Raw genomic sequence first — 17,411 nt, 5'->3', positions numbered from 1 at the left:
AGGGCGGCCGCGATCACCGGACGGCGCTGCACCGCGGTCGCCCAGCGCTCGGCGGGCGTCCGCCGGGCCGGGCCGGCGCCCTCGCCCCGGGCCGCGCGCCGGGGCAGCCGCAGCGCGTTGATCCGGTGGCCGGTGAAGCCGAGGAACGCGGGTAGCAGCGTCACCGCGGCGACCATCGTGACCAGCACGGTCACGGACGCGGCGACGCCCACGCCGGTCATCAGCCGCTGTCCCATGGCGACCAGGCCGAGCAGCGCGATCACGACGGTCGTCCCGGCGAACAGCACGGCGTGCCCGGCGGTGGTGATCGCCCTGACCGTCGCGGCCTCCGGGTCGTCACCGTCCTTCAGGGCGTCCTTGTAGCGCGTCACGATGAACAGTGCGTAGTCGATGCCGACGCCGAGCCCGATCAGGGCGGAGACGATCGCGGTGAAGTCCGGCGCGGGGAAGACGTACCCGACCAGCTTCATCAGCGCGATCCCGCCGACGATCGCCATCAGCGCGGTGACGATCGGCAGGCCCATCGCGACGAGCGAGCCGAACGCGATGAACAGGATGATCGCCGCCGCCAGGATCCCGACCGCCTCACCCGGTCCCTGCGCGGGAGCCTCGGCCTTCTGCGCCTGCTCGCCCGCGAGCCCGAGGGTCACGGCGCCGCCCGACGCGTCCTTGACCGCCGTGACCAGCGACGCCACCTCGGACTTCTTCACGTCCTGGCTGGTCAGCGGGATGGTCGTGCGGGCGATCCGGCGGTCCTTGGTGACCAGCGACGGATCGGTGTAGGGCGAGGTCACCGGGCCCGTCACGGGCGAGGCGTCCAGGACGGAGACGACCTTCTCGATCCGCTGCCGGGCGGCCGGGTCGTCGATCCCGCGGTCCGCCTTGATGGCGAGGGTCAGCGTGTCACCCTGCTGTTCGGGGAAATGCCGCTTGATCAGTGTCTGCGCCTCGGCGGACCCGGATCCGCCACCGGAGAAATCGTTGTTCGAGGCGGCCCCGAAGCCGAACCCGCCGACCGCCACCGCGAGCACGCCCACGATCCAGGCCAGCAGGACCAGGCGTCGTCGCCGGTAGCAGAAGCGGGCGAGTCCCGCCAGGACGCCGCCCTCGCGTGGGGTCTCGGTCGTCATCATCAAACTCCTTGTGCCGTTGTTCCGCGGCCGAACGGAATTGATGATTTCGCGCGCATTCGTGAAAGTCGTCCGCCCGTCGTGGTGAATTCGCGCTACGCCCGGCGCCGCATTTCTCCGGCCCTTTCTGCTGCGGACGCCGTGGGCCTACTGCGCTCGCGGTAGTGGCCCCCTCGTCCGCGGGCAGGAGGTGCCGCCGCCCGGTTTTGGTTAGGTTGCGCCTATGAGCACCGGACTGTCCGCCGTCTGGTCCAGGCACAGGGACTGGCTGATCGCCGTCTTCCTCGCGGCGGCGCTGCTGATCACCGCCGCGGGCGAGGGGCACCCCGCCGTCGGGCTGGACCTCTGCGGCTACGCGCTGATCGCGGTCAGCGGCCTCGCGATGGCGTTCGTCCGCCGGGCCCCGGTCCCGGTGCTGGTCGTCGCCTGGATGTGCGTCGCCGGCTACCAGGCGGTCGGGTTCGAGGTGCCCGCCGTCGCGTACCTGTTCGCCACCTACACCGCGGTCCGGGCCGGGCACCGGCTCGTCACGGTTGCGGCGAGCGTGATGCTGCTGCTGACGCTGCCGGTCGCGGCGATGGTCTCGCCGCACCACTGGTCGGTGGGCGAGTCGTTCGTGCAGGCCCGGGGCGTCCTGGAGATCGCGTGGCTGATCGCCGCCGGGGCCGCCGGGGAGGCGCTGCGGCAGGCCGAGCGGCGCGCGGACGAGGCCGAGCGCACCCGCGAGGAGGCGGCGCGGCTGCGCGCCAGCGAGGAGCGGCTGCACATCGCGCGCGAGCTGCACGACTCGCTCACCCACCAGATCTCGATCATCAAGGTGCAGGCCGGGGTGGCCGTCCACCTGGCGCGCAAGCGCGGCGAGCGGGTGCCCGAGGCGCTGCTGGCGATCCAGGAGGCCGGACGGGAGGCGTCCCGCGAGCTGCGCGCCACGCTGGAGACCCTGCGGGACGACTCGGGCTCCCCGGCGTACGGCCTGGACCACGTCCCCGACCTGGTCGAACGCGCCCGGGGGACGGGCCTGAACACCGTCCTGACGATCGAGGGCCGGCCGCAGGACGTGCCGGCGGCGGTGGACCGCACCGCCTACCGGATCGTCCAGGAGTCGCTGACGAACACCGCCCGGCACGCCGCCGCGACGACGGCGTCCATCGTGATCGACTACCGTCCGGACATGCTCGCGATCCGGGTCGACGACGACGGCGGCGCCGTCCCCGGCAGCCCGCCCGTTCCCGGCGTGGGACTGCTCGGGATGCGCGAGCGCGTCACCGCGCTCGGCGGGCGGCTGCGCGCCGAGCCCCGCGACGAGGGCGGTTTCAGCGTGCGGGCCGAGCTGCCCGTGTCGCCCGCGGCGCCCGTCCCGTGATCGGCGTGCTGCTGGTGGACGACCAGCCGCTGCTGCGCGGCGGGTTCCGCGCGCTGCTCGACGCCGAGGACGACATCGAGGTGGTCGCCGAGGCCGGCGACGGCGCGGAGGGGCTGGCGCTCGCCCGCGAACGGCTCCCGGACGTCGCGCTCGTCGACATCCAGATGCCGGTCATGGACGGCATCGAGACGACCCGCCGCATCGCCGCCGACCCCGCGCTGGCCGGGGTGCACGTCGTCATCCTGACCAACTACGGCTTCGACGAGTACGTGTTCAACGCGCTGCGCGCCGGGGCCGCCGGGTTCCTGGTGAAGGACATCGAGCCGGAGGACCTGCTGCACTCGGTGCGGGTCGCGGCGCGCGGCGACGCGCTGCTCGCGCCGTCCATCACCCGGCGGCTGATCGGCGAGTACGTCACGCGGCCGGTCCGCCCGGGGCCGGGGACGGGCCTGGAGAGGCTGACCAACCGGGAGCGGGAGGCCGTCGCGCTGGTCGCGCAGGGCCTGGCCAACGACGAGATCGCGGTCCGGATGGACATCAGCCCGGTGACCGCGAAGACGCACGTCAACCGGGCGATGGTCAAGCTGGGCGCCCGGGACCGCGCCCAGCTCGTCGTCCTCGCCTACGAGTCCGGCCTGGTCACCCCGCGCGGCTGAGCCACGCGGCGGCTGAGTCACGCGCGGCCGGCCTGCTCAGGGGCGGAGTGGTCATCCCGCACGGTGGCTGGAGCTGGGCGCGGGGCGGTGGGCGAGGGTGGCGAGGATGCGGAGCGCCGCCTCGGACGGGGAGTCCTCCTCGACGGTGTGCGCGACGAGCGCCTGGTCCGGGTCGTCCGGGAGGCGCAGGGTCTCGTAGCCGAGGTCGATCCGGCCGACGACCGGGTGCAGGTAGACGTAGCGTCCGTGGGTCTTGTCGCGGACGCGCTGCTCCGCCCACGCCGCCGCGAACTCGGGGGTGCCCGCCGACAGCTCCTCGACGAGCGCGGCGAGGCGCGGGTCGTCCGGGTGCCGGGACGCGTCGAGCCGCAGGTAGGCGGCGACGTCGGCGACCTTGCCGGGCCAGTCCTCGTAGAGCGCGCGCATGCCCTCGTCCCGGCAGACGAGCCGGGCGAGGTTGCGCTCCTCCGGCGGCAGCGCGCCGAAGTCGATGACGAGCGCGGCGGCGAGGTGGTTCCAGGCGAGGACGTCCGTGCCGCGCCCGACGATGTACGCGGGGACGTCCGACGCCGTGTCCAGCAGCCGCCGCAGTCCCGGCCGGACGGTCTGCGGCCCGGCGGGCGCGCCCGTCCCGGACCACGGCCGCGCGAGGCGGGCCAGGTGTTCGCGCTCGGCCGCGTCCAGCCGCAGCGCGCGGGCGACGGCGTCGATGACCTCCTCGGAGAAGTGCAGCGTGCGGCCCTGTTCCAGGCGGACGTAGTGGTCGACGCTGACCCCGGCGAGCCGGGCGAGCTCCTCGCGCCGCAGACCGGGGACGCGCCGCCGCCCGCCGTAGTCGGGCAGCCCGAGCTCCTCGGGCCGCAGCCGCGCCCGGCGGGATCGGAGGAATTCGCCCAGTTCGGCGCGTCTGTCCAAAGCCATGGCCCCAGTATCGCGGGCGAGGACCACCGCAGCCTGGTCACGCGGTGCCCAGGCACGGGCGGGCACTGGGTAGGCCGTTCGCGCCCGGCCAGGGTTCTGGTCAGCGGAACCCACCGAGCAGGAACGGAACGACGAAGATGACCGACAGCAGGATCAACGAGACGGTGCGGTTCGGCGGCACCGACATGGACGTCACCCGCCTCGGCTTCGGGTCGTGGGCCGTGTCCGGGGCGGGCTGGACGTTCGGCTGGGGCGAGACGGACGACGCCGACTCGGTCGCGGCGATCCGGCACGCGCTGGAGCTCGGCGTCAACTGGATCGACACCGCCGCCGTCTACGGCCTCGGCCACTCCGAGGAGCTCGTCGGCCGGGCGATCGCCGGGCTGCCCGAGGCCGACCGCCCGTACGTGTTCACCAAGGCGGGCCTCGTCTGGGACCCGGAGAACCCGTCGGCCGCGCCCCGCCGGATCATGAGGCCGGAGAGCGTCCGCCGGGAGGTCGAGGACTCGCTGCGCCGCCTCGGCGTCGAGCGCATCGACCTCTACCAGGTGCACTACCCCGACACCGGCGAGTCGCTGGAGTACGCGGGCGGCGGGTTCGGCGCGGTGTCGCCGAACGCGACGCCGCTGGAGGAGTACTGGCAGGTCATGGCCGACCTGAAGGCGGAGGGGAAGGTCCGCGCGATCGGCCTGTCGAACCACTCGGCCGAGCAGCTCGCCGCCGCCGAGAGGATCGCGCACGTGGACGCCGTCCAGCCGCCGTTCTCGGCGATCAACCGGTCGGCCGCCGCCGAGATCGCGTGGGCGAAGGAGAACGGGACCGCGGTGATCGGCTACTCACCGCTGCAGTCCGGGCTGCTCACGGGCACGTTCTCGGCCGAGCGCGTGGCGAACCTGCCGTCCGACGACTGGCGGACCGCGCACGCCGACTTCACCACCGGTCTCGCCGCGAACCTGCGGCTCGCGGACGCGCTGCGGCCCATCGCCGAGCGGCACGGAGTGAGCGTCGCCGAGGTCGCGATCGCGTGGGCGCTGGCCTGGCCCGGCCTCACCGGCGCGATCGTCGGCGCCCGCTTCGCGCGGCAGGTGGACGGCTGGATCGGCGCGGCGGACGTCCGCCTGACCCGGGCCGACATCGACGAGGTGGCCGACGCCATCACCGCGACGGGAGCGGGCACCGGCCCGGCCCGCCCGTGAAGGTCGCGAGACGGATGCGAGAAAAAACGAAGGGGCAGGACATGAGTGAGCCGAACGTGAAGGAAAAGGACGTGACTCTGTTCGTCGTCGCGGAGCTCCGCGCGATGGGAGGGCAGGAGGACCGGCTTCGCACCGCGCTGGAGGCGATGGTCGAACCGTCGCTGGACGAGCCCGGATGCCTCGCCTACCGGCCGTACGCCGATCCCAACGACCCCTCCCGGATGGTGGTCGTCGAGGAGTGGACGGGCCCGGCGGCCCTCGGCGCCCACTTCGCGACGCCGCACTTCCGGCATGCCGAGATGGTGTTCGACCGCATCCTCGCCGAGCCGATGACCGTCCGGCGTCTGGGCGCGGTCACGCCCTGACGAGGTCGTCGCCCAGGGGCGTGCGGCGGTAGAGGACCTGGCGGCCGTCGCGGGCGCGGCTCACCAGGCCGGTCGCGTGCAGCACCCGCAGGTGCTGGGAGACGGCGCTCGGCGTGACGCGGAGGCGGCGCGCGACCTCGACGGTCGGCAGCGGCTCGGCGAGCAGCAGGAGCAGGCGCGCTTTCGGCGCGCCGAGGAGTTCGCCGAGCGCGTGCCGGTCGGGCGGCGGCGCGGCGGCCCACAGCGTGGCCACACCCCGGGACGGATAGGCGAGCATCGGCGGCTCGTCCGGGCCGAGCGGCGGGGCGGGCTTGTGGGCGAACACCGACGGCATCAGCAGCAGGCCGCGACCGCCCGCGACGACGTGGTGGCGGCTGATCATCCTGCTGATCCGCAGCACGCCGTCGTTCCAGCGCAGGTTCGGGTGCATGTCGGCGAACAGCAGGCGCGCGCCGCCGACGGCGAGGCGGCGCGCGCGGTAGGTCATGTCCGCTTCCAGGACGAGCCGTACCTGCTGCCAGTGCGGCTCGACCGCCAGTCGCCAGTACCGGTGCAGGACGTCGCAGATCGCGGCGCGTAGTTGTTCGGCGGCCGTCTCGTCCGCCGGCTCGTCCAGCGCTTCCCGGAGCGGCGCGGGCAGGGCGCCGGGCGCGTGGGCCGCCTCCAGATCGCCGCGGACGACCGGACCGGGCGTCCGCCGGACGACGGACGACCGGACCGGGCGTCCGCCGGACGACCTCCAGCTCCGCCTCGAAGGCGGAGGCGAACACCTCGGGACGCGGCGTCAGGAAGTCCGGCAGGGTGAGGCGGTCGCTGACCAGGGAGAGCAGGAGCCGCAGGTCGGGGGGGTCCAGTTCGGCGAGGACGGCGCGCCGCCACGGCAGGTGCAGCGCGAACAGGGCCGGGTCGCGCAGCACGCGCAGGCTGATGACGGTCTCGTGCAGCGGGGACAGCGCGAACCTGGTGTCGGCGAGGTCTTCGACGTCCAGCTCGAAAGTGACCATTTAGCCGCAGGCTACATCGATTGGCCCGCGCGTCCCCGGCCGGTGGACTCGGCCGTATGACGCTCATCCTCCACCGGGCGGACGCCGGCCGCGGCGTGATCCCGCTCCTCGCCCTGACCTGCGGCGTGGCCGTGGGCAACGTCTACTTCCCGCAGGCGGTCGGCCCGTCGGTCGCGGCCGGGCTGGGCGTCCCGCCCGACACGGCCGCGCTCGCGGTGACGGCGACGCAGTTCGGGTACGCGGCCGGGATCTTCCTGCTGGTCCCGCTCGGCGACCGGATCCCGCACCGGCGGCTGGTCGTGGCGCTGCTCGCGCTGACCGGGGCCGGGCTGGTCGCGGCCGGCGCCGCCCCCGGCATCGCACCGCTGGCCGCCGCGTCGGCGCTCGTCGGCGCGGCCACGGTCGTCGCGCCGATCCTCGGGCCGATGGCGGCGGGCCTGGTCGATCCCGGACGGCGCGGGACGGTCAGCGGCGTCCTGCTCGGCGGGTCCATCGGCGGGATGCTGCTGTCCCGGACGCTCGGCGGGTTCGCCGGGGAATGGCTCGGCTGGCGCGCCCCCTACTTCTGTGCCGCGGCGCTGACGTTCGTGTCCGCGCTGGTGCTGGCGCGCGTCCTGCCGGACACCGAGCCGGGGACGCGCGAGCGCTACCCGGCCCTGCTGGCCGCGCCGCTGCGGCTGCTGCGTGCCGAGCCGGCACTGCGCCGGTCGTGCTTCTACCAGGCCGCGGTCTTCGGCGGGTTCTCGGCGGCGTGGACGGGCGTCGCGCTGCTGCTCACCGGACCGGGCTACGGCCTGACGACGCGCGCGGTCGGGCTGCTCGCGCTGGTCAACGCCGCCACGATGTTCTGCACACCGCTCGCCGGACGCCTCGCCGACCGGCACGGCCCGGAGCCGGTGAACCGCGTGAGCATGGCGGCGGTCGTCGCGTCCGCCGCGGTCCTCGCCCTCGGGACGGCGGGCGGGACGGCCGGGATCGCCGTCCTCGTGGCGGGCTTCCTGGTCCTGGACGTCGCGATGCAGTCCGGCATGGTCGCGAACCAGGTGCGCAACTACGCGCTGCGCGACTCCGAGCGCAGCCGCGTCAACACGGCCTACATGACGTGCGCGTACCTGGGCGGCGGCGTCGGCTCGTGGCTCGGCGCGCAGGCGTACGCGCGGATCGGCTGGCTCGGCGTGTGCGCTCTCGTGGGCGGTCTGGCCGTCCTCGCGCTGGCGAGGTCGGTCGGCGTCCGCCGCGCGGCGGCCCCGTCCCGCTGACCACGCACTACAACGGCCAGTTGCGATCATCCCGCGTCTCCGTTGTGGGACAGCGTGCTCACCGCGCAGAGGGGATGCCCGGAGGGGCGGGCTGTTCGGCGCGCAGGCGATCGACCCGGCCGGGTGACGGCCGGGTCGATCGGAGGAGCAGGGGCGGGACGGTCAACGTCCGCGCTTGAGGGCCGCGGCGGCGACAACGGCCCCGGCGGCGACGAGGGCGGCGTTGACGCCGATCGCGACGCGGATGCCGGGCAGGACGTCCGCCGCGGTGGAGCTCGCGATCACGACCGCGCTCATGACCGGCGTGCCGAGCGTGATGCCGATCTGCTGCGTCATGGTGGCGACGCCCGTCGCGCGGCCCTGGTCGGCGTCCGGCAGCCCGGACGTGGCGGTGACCATGAAGGCGACGATCATCAGCATGTTGCCGACGCCGCCGGCGAAGGTCGCCGCGAGCAGCAGGGCGATCCAGGCGTGCGACGTGCCGAGCGCCACCAGGGTCGCGGTGGCCGCCGCCTGCGCCAGGCCGCCGCCGAGGAGGGTGGCGCGGGTGCCGAACCGGCCGACGACGCGTCCGCCCAGGGTCCCGCCGAGGACGGTGCCGAGCCCGAGGACGCCGAACGCCAGCCCGGTCGCCAGCGGCGAGTAGCCGAGGACCTTCTGCAGGTAGAGCGTGAGCAGGAAGACCAGCGAGGTCTCGGTCACGAACGCGACCAGCCCGGCGGTGTTGCCCCAGATGACCGTGCGCCGCCTGAGCAGGGCGGTCGGGACGAGCGGTTCGGCGGCGCGCTTCTCCACGAACCAGAACGCGACGACCAGCACGGCCCCGGCGGCGAGCGGGCCGAGCGTGCCGGGCGCGGTCCAGCCGTGCTCGCCCGCCCGGGTGAGGCCGAACACCAGCAGCAGGAGGCCGGCGGTCACCGAGGCCGCGCCGGGCACGTCCAGCCGGGGCCGGACGGCCGGCCGCGACTCGGTGATCATCCGGGGCGCGAGCGCCACCACCAGCGCGGCGACCGGCACGTTGACCAGGAACGCGAAGCGCCAGGACAGCAGGCTGGTCAGCAGCCCGCCGAGGATCGCCCCGGCGGTGAACCCGGCCGACATCAGCGCGCCGTTCAGGCCGAGCGCGCGCTCGCGCAGCGGCCCCTCGCGGAACGCGGTGGTCAGCAGGGCGAGGCCGGCCGGGGTGACGGCGGCGGTCGCGAGGCCCTGCAGGACGCGCGCCGCGAGCAGCACCTCGGGGCCGGTCGCGAGCCCGCCGAGCAGGGAGGACGCGCCGAGCACGGCCATCCCGCCGACGAACAGCCGCTTGCGTCCGACGAGGTCGGCGAGGCGGCCGAACAGCAGCGTGAACCCGGCGGCGGCCAGCGCGAACGCGGTGGCGATCCACTGCAGGTCCGCCAGCGCGAAGCCGAGGCCCGCGCCGACCTCGGGGAGCGCCACGTTCAGGATCGAGAAGTCGACGGCGACCATGAACTGCGCGCCGAGCAGCAGGGTGAGCAGCAGCCGCTGCCGCCCGGTCATCCGGTGCGGCGCGTCGGCCGGACGAGCGGCGGGAGGTGCCGTGCTGGGCGGTGCCGTGCTGGGCGGTGCGGACGCGGATGATGCGGTGGTGGGTGTGGCCATGGGGAAGCCTCCGGCTCTAAACGGTTCTGTAGTTCCGTTAGGATGGGGCGACCGTACCACCCGTCGCGCCTAAATGGAACTGGAGACCCGTTATGCCCGAACCGGAGACCGCGCCCGGCACCCTGCGCCCCGGCGGGCGGACCGCCCGGGTGCGGGCCGCCGTGCTCCGCGCGGCCGAGGACGCGCTGATCGAGTGCGGCTTCGACGGCATCGACCTGGCCGAGGTCGCGCGCCGCGCGGAGGTCGGCAAGACGACCGTCTACCGGCGCTGGGGCAGCCCGCGCGTCCTGGTCGCCGACCTGCTGGACGACATGGCCGAGCAGTCCGTCGCCCGCGCGGAGACCGGCTCGCTGGACGGCGACCTGCGCGCGAACGCCCGGCTTGTCGTCCGGACGCTCACCGACGAGCGGCAGGGCGCGCTGTTCAAGGCCGTGATCGCCGCCGCGACCGGGGACGAGCGCACCGCCGAGGCGCTGCACCGCTTCTACGCCACCCGCATCGCCGAGTGGGCCCCCTGCGTGACGGAGGCCGTCGAGCGCGGCGAGGTGCCGGAGGGCACGGACGCCGCCGAGGTCGTCCGCGCGGTGTCGGCCCCGCTGTACTACCGCTTCCTGGCCAGCGGAGACCCCCTGGACGAGGCGGTCGCGGACCGCGCCGCGCACGCCGCCTGCTGTGCCGCGCGCGCAGGAGCTTATGTCGAGCCTAGGAGCTCGCTTGCCGAGTAGTTAGGTCGAACCTAAGATTCCGCGCATGACGTTGCGACTGATGACCGTGCACGCCCACCCGGACGACGAGTCGAACAAGGGCGCGGCGACGCTGGCCAGGTACGCGGCCGAGGGCGTGGACGTGCTGGTCGTCACCTGCACGGGCGGCGAGCGCGGCGACGTCCTCAACCCCGCGATGGACCGTCCCGGCGTCCGGGAGGACCTGCCCGCGATCCGGCGCGCGGAGATGGAGGCGGCGCGGAGGGTGCTGGGTGTCGGGCACCGGTTCCTGGGGTTCACGGACTCGGGCCTGCCCGGTCCCGGTGAACCGCTGCCGGACGGGTGCTTCGCGCGCACGCCGCTGGAGGAGGCCGCGGGCCGGCTCGTCGCGGTCATGCGGGAGTTCCGTCCGCACGTGGTCGTCACCTACGACGAGACGGGCGGGTATCCGCACCCCGACCACGTGCGCACGCACGAGGTGACCGTCGCCGCCTTCGACGCGGCGGGTGACGGTGGCCGGTTCCCCGGCGGCGGTGAGCCGTGGCAGCCGCTCAAGCTCTACTACCACGGCGCTCTGTCGAAGGCGTGGTTCCAGGCGCTGCACGACGGGATGACCGCGCGCGGTCTCGCATCGCCCATGGCGGACGTCCTGACGGAGTTCCCCGACGACGTCCCGGCGCCGGAGTTCACCACGCGCGTCCGGTGCGCCGAGTACTTCGCCGTCCGGGACGAGGCGCTGCTCGCCCACGCGACGCAGGTCGGTCCGCACAGCGGGTTCATGCTGCACGACCGGGACGTCGAACGTGAGGTGTGGCCGACCGAGGACTACTTCCTCGCGAAGGCGCTCGTTCCCGTCACGCTCCCCGAGGACGACCTCTTCGCGGGCGTCCCTACGGAAGGCTGACGGGCAGCAGCTCGGGGCGCTTGGCGGTGCGGCCGTCCGCCGACGAGCGTCCCCGGACCCGCCGCCACACCCACGGACCGAGGAACCCGGCCGCCCAGGCCAGCTCCCCTCCGACGCGCCGCCATCCCGGGACGGGCGGCAGCGGCGGCAGCGGATCGGCCCAGGACGCGTCGCTGCCCGGCAGGCCCAGGGCGTGCGCGGCGGCGGCGGCGATGCGCGCGTGCCCGAGCGGCGACGCGTGCAGGCGGTCGGGGTTCCAGATGCGCGGATCGGTGACGACCGGCCGCCCCCACGTGTCCACGAGGACGGCGCCGTGCCGCTCGGCCATCGCCCGCACCCGTTCGTTGAACGCCACGATCCGGGGACGCAGCCGCGCGACCAGCGGCGCGATCTCGCCGACGTCCGGGAAGGTGAAGGCCACCACGGTCGCGCCCGACGCGGTGAACGCGGCGAGCATCGCGTCCAGCTCGGCGGCGACCGCGTCGATGTCGCATCCCGGTCTGATCAGGTCGTTCATCCCGGCCGTGACGGTGATGAGGTCCGGCTCCAGGGCGAGCGCGGCGTCCATCTGGTGCGCCCGGACCGCCGCCGCCAGATGCCCCCGGACGGCGAGGTTCGCGTACCGGAACTCCGGTTCGCGGGCGGCCAGCATCTCGGCGAGCCGGTCGGCCCAGCCCCGGTAGCCGGACACCTCGTCGCCGTCCATCAGTCCCTCGGTCTGGCTGTCGCCGACCGCCACATAGCGCAGGTAGCGCATGGTCCTCACTCCACTCGCGAGCGGCGGGCCTCCAGGACGGCGAGCGCCCGCTCGCCCCACCGCAGGTTCTCCCGCTCGAACTCCAGGCCGCGCATGAGCGTCAGGTAGGGGCCGACCCGCTCGGCCTCGGCGAGGTGCTCCCCCTCGGTGCGTCCGGCGAGCAGCCGCACGCGCAGCCGCTCGAACCGCGCGACCTTCGCCTCGGCCCACGCCATCCGCTCCCGGACGGCCTCGATCACGGCCTCGACGTCGCCGCCGTCCACCGCCTGGACCTTGACCATCAGCTCGTCCCGGATCGCGCCTGGACGCGGCGGCGCGGCCGTGAACTCGCGCAGCGCGCGGCGCCCGGCGTCGGTGAGCGAGAAGAGCCGCTTGTTGGGCCGCCGCTCCTGCTGGACGACCCGCGCCTGGATCAGGCCCTCCCCGGCCATCCGCTCCAGCTCGCGGTAGAGCTGCTGCGGCGTGGCCATCCAGAAGTTGGCGACGCCCGCGTCGAAGTTCTTGGCGAGGTCGTAGCCGGACGCCTCACCGTCCAGGAGCGCGGCCAGCACCGCGTTGCGCAGCGACATGGCACCATCGTAGTGATTATTCAATTTGTTGACTAGGTGCGAGCGGCGAGGCACCGTTTCAGTGCGCCGGGAAGGTCCAGAGCTTGGTGACGCCGCTCGCCCCGCCGCTGGCGAAGGAGCGGCCGTCCGGGGCGAAGGCCACGCACTCGACCTTCCTCGGATCGCCGTGCACGGCCGCGACCGGCCGCCCGGTCGGGACGTGCCAGAGCCGGACGGTCCCGTCCTCCCCGCCGCTCGCGAGGACCCGGCCGTCCGGGCTGAACGCGACGGCGGTGACCCGGCCGGTGTGCCCTTCCAGCGTCCGGACCGGGGAGCCGTCCGGCGGGCCGAGGGAGATCGTCGAGTCGGAGCCCGCCGCGAGCGCCAGGGTCGAGCCGTCCGGGCTGACCGCCGCGACCGGGACGCCGATCTCGGCCGCCGGGCTCGGGACGGCGGCGGGCGCTCCGGCGACCGGCTTCCCGGTCACCCTCGTCCGGGTGGTCCGGCCCTGGTCCAGGCGCAGGACGTCCCGCCCGTCCCGGCTGAACAGCAGGCGGGAGCCGGTGTCCGCGCCGCCTGCCGGGGCGGGCTCCGACTTGACGATCCGCTTCGCGGCGACGTCCCAGATATGGAGTGCGCCGTCGTCGCCGAGGTAGGCGAGCAGCCGTCCGTCCGGGCCGAGGGCGACGGTCCGGGGACGCGTGCCGGACGGCAGGCCGCCGATGGCCTTCCCGGTCAGCGCGTCCCGGATCGTGAACGGGCCGTTGCGGGTCGCGCCCGCCGCGATCCGCCCGTCCGCGCTGAGCGTCTGCGGACGCGTCCAGTCGTCGAACTGGAAGGTGGTGGACGAGCCCTTGCCCGTCGCGAGGTCCCAGTGCCAGATCTGGTCGAACGCCGCGCCGGTGAGCCGCCCGCCGTTCGCGCCGTAGGCGAGTTGGAGCATGTCGACGGCCGTGTTCGGGAGCACCGTCGGGACGGGCACGGCGAGCGGCGTCTCGGGGAGCGCGCTTCCCGTCCCGCCGTCCGGCCACAGCAGGACGGCCGCCGGAACGCCCACGGCCGCCGCCACCGCCGCAGCCGCGCCCCCGATGAGCACACCCCGCCGCGAGACCCCGCCCGGAACCGGCTCCGAGTCCGGGGCCGTGGGGAGAGCAGGGGGCCGGGGCGGCTCCGGTGCGGTGAGGCGTTCGATGAGGTCGGGGACGGTCGGACGGGCCGCCGGGTCCTTCCGCAGGCAGGCGGCGACGATCTCGCGCAGGTCGCCCGTCAGGCCGTCCAGCGTGGGCGGCCCGTCGGTGATGCGGTGGACGATCGCCGGGATCGTCGGCGCGTCGAACGGGCCGTGCCCGGTCGCCGCGTAGGTGAGCAGGCAGCCGAGCGAGAACACGTCGCCGGGCGGCCCGGTCTCCTCGGCGCACACCTGCTCCGGCGACATGAACGAGAACGTCCCGACCACCGCGCCCGCCGAGGTCAGGGACGTCGCGTCGGCGGCGCGCGCGATGCCGAAGTCGATGATCCGCGGACCGTCGGGCGCCATGACGACGTTCCCCGGTTTCAGGTCGCGGTGCACCAGCCCGCTGCCGTGGATCGCCGCCAGCCCTTCGGCGAGGCCCGCGCCGAGGCGGCGCACCTCGTGCGGCGGCAGCGGCCCCTGCCGCAGGACCACCTGGCGCAGCGACGGTCCCGGCACGAACGCGGTGGCCATCCACGGCGACGCGGCCTCGGCGTCGGCGTCCACGACCTGCGCGGTGTGGAACCCGCCGACCTTCCGCGCCGCCTCGATCTCCCGCGCGAACCGCGCCCGGAACCGCGCGTCCGCCGCGAACTCGGCGCGGATCAGCTTCACCGCGACGCGCCGCCCGCCGGGCGAGACGCCGAGGAACACCTCGCCCATGCCGCCCGCGCCGAGCCGCTCCTCCAGCCGGTACGGGCCGACCTCGCGCGGGTCGCCCGGGCCCAGTGGCGGCATCAGCGCACCTTCCACAGGTAGACGTTCGTGTCGGCGTCCGATCCCGTGCCGGAGCCCGCCGCGACGAGCGCGCCGTCCGGGGCGGTCCGCACCGACTCGATCTCCGACGACGGGCCCGTCAGCGTCCCGGCGGGGGCGCGGGTCGCGAGGTCGAACAGCCGGACGGTCCGGTCGGCGCACCCCACGACGAGCGTGCGGCCGTCCGGCGTCGCCGCCAGGCCGTGGATGACGCCGCCGCCCACGTCGACCGTCGCGGTGGTCCGCCCGGACGGGTAGTCCCAGATCCGGACGATCCCCTCGTTCCCGCCGCTCACCAGCGTCCGTCCGCCGGGGACGAAGGCGAGCGCGTGGACGCTGTCCCGGTGCCCGGTTAGGGTGCCCGTGCGGCGTCCGGTGGCCGGGTCGTACATCAGGACGCTGCTGCCCGGCGCCTTCTTGTAGAAGCCGTCGGTCACGGCCGCGACGGTCCGTCCGTCCTGGCTGAACGCGACGTCGTCGACGCCCGCGTTCCCGCTTCCGGTGAGCGTGCGGAGCCTGCGGCCGGTCGCCGCGTCCCAGATCCGGACGTCGGGGTTGCAGCCCGCGAGGTAGTGCCCGTCCGGGCTGTACGCGAGGCCGCTCACGCCGTACCGGTCGGTGGGGAGGATCTGCCGGGGCGTGCCGGTCGTCGCGTCCCACAGCCGGACGGTCCCGTCGAGCGCCGAACTCGCCACGGTGCGTCCGTCCGGGCTGTAGGCGACCGCGAGCACCGCGGACGTGTGCCCGCGCAGGGTGTGGACGGCGCGTCCGGCGGTGACGTCCCAGACGATGACGGTCGAGTCGCCGCTGCCGCTGGCGAGGAACCGTCCGTCCGGGCTGAACGCCACGCTGCGCACGCCCTGCGTGTGCCCGGCGAGGGCGGCGGTGGGCTGGGTGAACGAGACGAGGCGCGGCGTCCGGCTCTTCGGGGTGTCCTTTGCGCCGTCGGAGCCGCCGAGGAGCAGTGCGGCGGAGCCGCCGAGCGCTGCCGTGGCGAGCGCCGCGCCGCCTCCGACCAGCAATGCGCGCCTGCGCACCGCGACGGACTGAGCGGTGGCCGGCGCGGAGACGGCGTCCGCTGGGGCGACCATCGTCGCCGGACGCGCGACAGTCCGCTCCGCGAGCGTCCTCTCCGCCGCGGTCGCGTCCGTCGCGGTGGCGGGTGCGGCGTCGGCGGGTGCGGCGGGTGCGGCCTCGGCAGGGGTGGCGGGTGCGGCTTCGGCCGGGGTGGTGAGCAGCGCGGCCAGGCTCGGGGTCGGGAGCGCGCCGCCGTCCGGATCGGTGAGGTGCGCGAGGACCTGCCCGACGGTGGGACGCGCCGCCGGGTCCTTCGCGAGGCAGACCGCGACCAGCGCGCGCAGCGGCTCCGGAACGCCGCCCAGCTCGGGCGCGTCGTTGAGTACTCGGTGCACGATCGCCGGGAGGGTCGGCGCGTCGAACGGCCCTCGCCCGGTCGCCGCGAAAGCGAGCACGCAGCCCAGCGAGAACACGTCGGCGGGCGGCCCGGCAGGTCCGGCGAGCACCTGCTCGGGCGCCATGGACGCGTACGTGCCGACGACCACGCCGTGCGAGGTCAGGGACGTCGCGTCGGTGGCGCGGGCCACACCGAAGTCGATGATCCGCGGTCCGTCCTCGGCCATGAGGACGTTCTCCGGCTTCAGGTCGCGGTGCACCAGCCCGCAGGCGTGGATCGCGGCCAGGCCTTCGGCGAGCCCCGCGGCGAGCGCGCGCAGGTCGTCCCCGGCGAGCGGGCCGCGCTCGTCCACCAGCCGGCGCAGCGAGGGGCCGGGGATGTACGCGGTGGCGAGCCACGGCTCCGGCGCGTCCGGGTCGGCGTCCACGACCTGCGCGGTGTGGAATCCGCCGACCCTGCGGGCGGACGCGATCTCGCGGGCGAAGCGGCGGCGGTAGGCGGGGTCCTCGGCGTGCGCGGCCTCGATGGCCTTCACCGCGACGCGCCGTCCGCCGGGGGAGACGCCGAGGAAGACGCGGCCCATCCCGCCCTGGCCGAGGCGCGCCTCCAGCCGGTAGGGGCCGATCCGCCGGGGGTCGCCGGGCCTCAGCGCTTCCACGAAGGCTTTCTAGCAGACGCGGTTGTCTCTCAGGTACCGATGTGACCGACCCCATCCGGGCGGACGGCCGCGTCCGAGGGCCGGTCGGGGCAGGCGGACGGCAGCCGGTCGGGTCAGGCGTGCGCCGGCCGACCAGGGTCAGGCGTGCGCCAGCCGGTCGAGAAGCTCCTCCAGCAGCAGCCGCTCGCCGGGGGTGAAGGCGGCGGACGACTCGTCCAGAACGGCCCGCAGCGCCACCGCCCGCCGCGCCGGTTCCCGGTCGCCGCGGTGCGCGCCCTCGCGCGCACCCGCCGGCTCGTCGCCGGGCCCGGCGACGTCCGACGTCACGGCGGCGTCCGACGTCACGGCGGCGATCACGGCCTCGCGGGTGCGCTCGGACAGGGCGGTGTTCCGGCGCTCGGCCGGCTGGTCGAGCAGGGTCAGCGTCACGCCGAGACCGGTCGCCAGCACCATCTCGACGGCCTGCTCGACCGCGACCGAGAGCCGTCCGGCCTCGGCGACCCGGTCGACCAGGCCGCGCAGGATGTCGCGCGACGCCCGGGCCGCCGGGAGGTCCGACCCGGGGCCGAGGAACTCGCCCATCAGCCGGTACCGGGCGGGGTTCTCCAGGCCGAAGCGGACGTGCAGGTCCCAGCCCGCGCGCAGGTCGTCGACGGGGTCGCCGGTCCGGGGCTGGGCCTCCTTGAGGGCCAGGTAGCGCCCGAACGCCTCGGTGGCGACCGCCTCCAGCAGCCCGCTCATGTCCCCGAACAGGCGGTAGATGGCGGGCGGCTGGACGCCGGCGGCGGCGCTCACCGCGCGCGTGGTCACCGCGTCGCGCCCGCGGGCGGTCAGCAGCTCGTCGGCGGCGGCGACGATGCGCTCCCGGGTCTGCGTGCGGTCGGTCATGTATCGATGTTAACAAATCAGCGATAACGCTGTA

Annotated in this window: 16 protein-coding genes; 7 read left to right on the top strand and 9 right to left on the bottom strand. The window is 75.0% G+C overall.

The window, feature by feature from the left end:
* On the bottom strand, positions 1-1,133 hold a 1,133-nt coding region (locus tag DZF91_RS11905), incomplete at its 3' end, for an MMPL family transporter (RefSeq protein WP_199486570.1).
* 220 nt (positions 1,134-1,353) lie between these two features.
* Between DZF91_RS11905 and DZF91_RS11900 the strand changes: the two genes are divergently transcribed.
* Both DZF91_RS11900 and DZF91_RS11895 read left to right on the top strand, forming a co-directional pair.
* Positions 1,354-2,493 carry a sensor histidine kinase gene (locus DZF91_RS11900; protein WP_117357527.1) on the top strand — a complete coding sequence of 380 codons (1,140 nt, stop codon included), beginning with the start codon at positions 1,354-1,356 and terminating at the stop codon, positions 2,491-2,493.
* Positions 2,490-3,149, top strand: a complete 660-nt coding sequence (locus DZF91_RS11895) for a response regulator (protein WP_117357526.1) — start codon at positions 2,490-2,492, stop codon at positions 3,147-3,149. Before DZF91_RS11900 ends, DZF91_RS11895 begins: the two co-directional genes overlap by 4 nt.
* 51 nt (positions 3,150-3,200) lie before the next feature.
* Here the strand turns inward: DZF91_RS11895 and DZF91_RS11890 are convergent, their stop codons facing one another.
* Positions 3,201-4,070 (bottom strand): helix-turn-helix transcriptional regulator, encoded by an 870-nt coding sequence (locus DZF91_RS11890; RefSeq protein ID WP_117357525.1) that lies wholly within the window; start codon positions 4,068-4,070, stop codon positions 3,201-3,203.
* Positions 4,071-4,207: 137 nt separating this feature from the next.
* On the opposite strand from DZF91_RS11890, the gene DZF91_RS11885 reads away from it, so the two are divergent.
* Together DZF91_RS11885 and DZF91_RS11880 are read left to right on the top strand one after the other, a co-directional pair.
* Entirely contained in the window at positions 4,208-5,266 is a 1,059-nt protein-coding gene (locus DZF91_RS11885; protein WP_117357524.1) for an aldo/keto reductase, read from the top strand.
* Between the two features lie 71 nt (positions 5,267-5,337).
* Positions 5,338-5,631, top strand: a complete 294-nt coding sequence (locus DZF91_RS11880) for a putative quinol monooxygenase (protein ID WP_117357538.1) — start codon at positions 5,338-5,340, stop codon at positions 5,629-5,631.
* Here the strand turns inward: DZF91_RS11880 and DZF91_RS41960 are convergent.
* Complete coding sequence (locus tag DZF91_RS41960; protein ID WP_235834221.1) at positions 5,621-6,118, bottom strand: ArsR/SmtB family transcription factor; 498 nt, start codon at positions 6,116-6,118, stop codon at positions 5,621-5,623. The genes DZF91_RS11880 and DZF91_RS41960 overlap by 11 nt on opposite strands.
* 573 nt (positions 6,119-6,691) lie before the next feature.
* Between DZF91_RS41960 and DZF91_RS11870 the strand changes: the two genes are divergently transcribed.
* Positions 6,692-7,894, top strand: coding sequence for an MFS transporter (locus DZF91_RS11870; RefSeq protein ID WP_117357523.1), 1,203 nt, complete (start codon positions 6,692-6,694; stop codon positions 7,892-7,894).
* Positions 7,895-8,056: 162 nt separating this feature from the next.
* Here DZF91_RS11870 and DZF91_RS11865 read toward each other — a convergent pair whose 3' ends face one another.
* Positions 8,057-9,517 carry an MFS transporter gene (locus DZF91_RS11865; RefSeq protein ID WP_117357522.1) on the bottom strand — a complete coding sequence of 487 codons (1,461 nt, stop codon included), beginning with the start codon at positions 9,515-9,517 and terminating at the stop codon, positions 8,057-8,059.
* Between the two features lie 92 nt (positions 9,518-9,609).
* On the opposite strand from DZF91_RS11865, the gene DZF91_RS11860 reads away from it, so the two are divergent.
* Both DZF91_RS11860 and mca read left to right on the top strand, forming a co-directional pair.
* The gene (locus DZF91_RS11860; RefSeq protein ID WP_117357521.1) at positions 9,610-10,242 is read left to right on the top strand and encodes a TetR/AcrR family transcriptional regulator; all 633 of its coding nucleotides are present in this window, start codon (positions 9,610-9,612) and stop codon (positions 10,240-10,242) included.
* 25 nt (positions 10,243-10,267) lie between these two features.
* The gene (mca, locus tag DZF91_RS11855; RefSeq protein ID WP_117357519.1) at positions 10,268-11,125 is read left to right on the top strand and encodes a mycothiol conjugate amidase Mca; all 858 of its coding nucleotides are present in this window, start codon (positions 10,268-10,270) and stop codon (positions 11,123-11,125) included.
* Here the strand turns inward: mca and DZF91_RS11850 are convergent.
* From DZF91_RS11850 to DZF91_RS11830, 5 genes are all read right to left on the bottom strand, one after another.
* Positions 11,112-11,882 (bottom strand): SGNH/GDSL hydrolase family protein, encoded by a 771-nt coding sequence (locus DZF91_RS11850; RefSeq protein ID WP_117357518.1) that lies wholly within the window; start codon positions 11,880-11,882, stop codon positions 11,112-11,114. The two genes, mca and DZF91_RS11850, sit on opposite strands and share 14 nt — an antisense overlap.
* Positions 11,883-11,887: 5 nt before the next feature.
* Complete coding sequence (locus DZF91_RS11845) at positions 11,888-12,451, bottom strand: PadR family transcriptional regulator (protein WP_117357517.1); 564 nt, start codon at positions 12,449-12,451, stop codon at positions 11,888-11,890.
* A gap of 58 nt (positions 12,452-12,509) precedes the next feature.
* Positions 12,510-14,399, bottom strand: coding sequence for a WD40 repeat domain-containing serine/threonine protein kinase (locus DZF91_RS11840; protein WP_117357516.1), 1,890 nt, complete (start codon positions 14,397-14,399; stop codon positions 12,510-12,512).
* Positions 14,399-16,489, bottom strand: a complete 2,091-nt coding sequence (locus tag DZF91_RS11835) for a WD40 repeat domain-containing serine/threonine protein kinase (protein WP_117357515.1) — start codon at positions 16,487-16,489, stop codon at positions 14,399-14,401. The genes DZF91_RS11840 and DZF91_RS11835 overlap by 1 nt, the downstream gene beginning before the upstream one ends.
* A 138-nt stretch (positions 16,490-16,627) precedes the next feature.
* Positions 16,628-17,377: a TetR/AcrR family transcriptional regulator gene (locus tag DZF91_RS11830; RefSeq protein ID WP_117357514.1), complete on the bottom strand. Its 750-nt coding sequence runs from the start codon at positions 17,375-17,377 to the stop codon at positions 16,628-16,630.
* Positions 17,378-17,411 lie beyond the last annotated feature (34 nt).

The sequence above is a fragment of the Actinomadura logoneensis genome, from assembly GCF_003428695.1.
Lineage (GTDB): Bacteria > Actinomycetota > Actinomycetes > Streptosporangiales > Streptosporangiaceae > Spirillospora > Spirillospora logoneensis.
The sequence above is the reverse complement of the archived record's forward strand: the minus strand, read 5'-3'. Positions and strand labels throughout refer to the sequence as shown.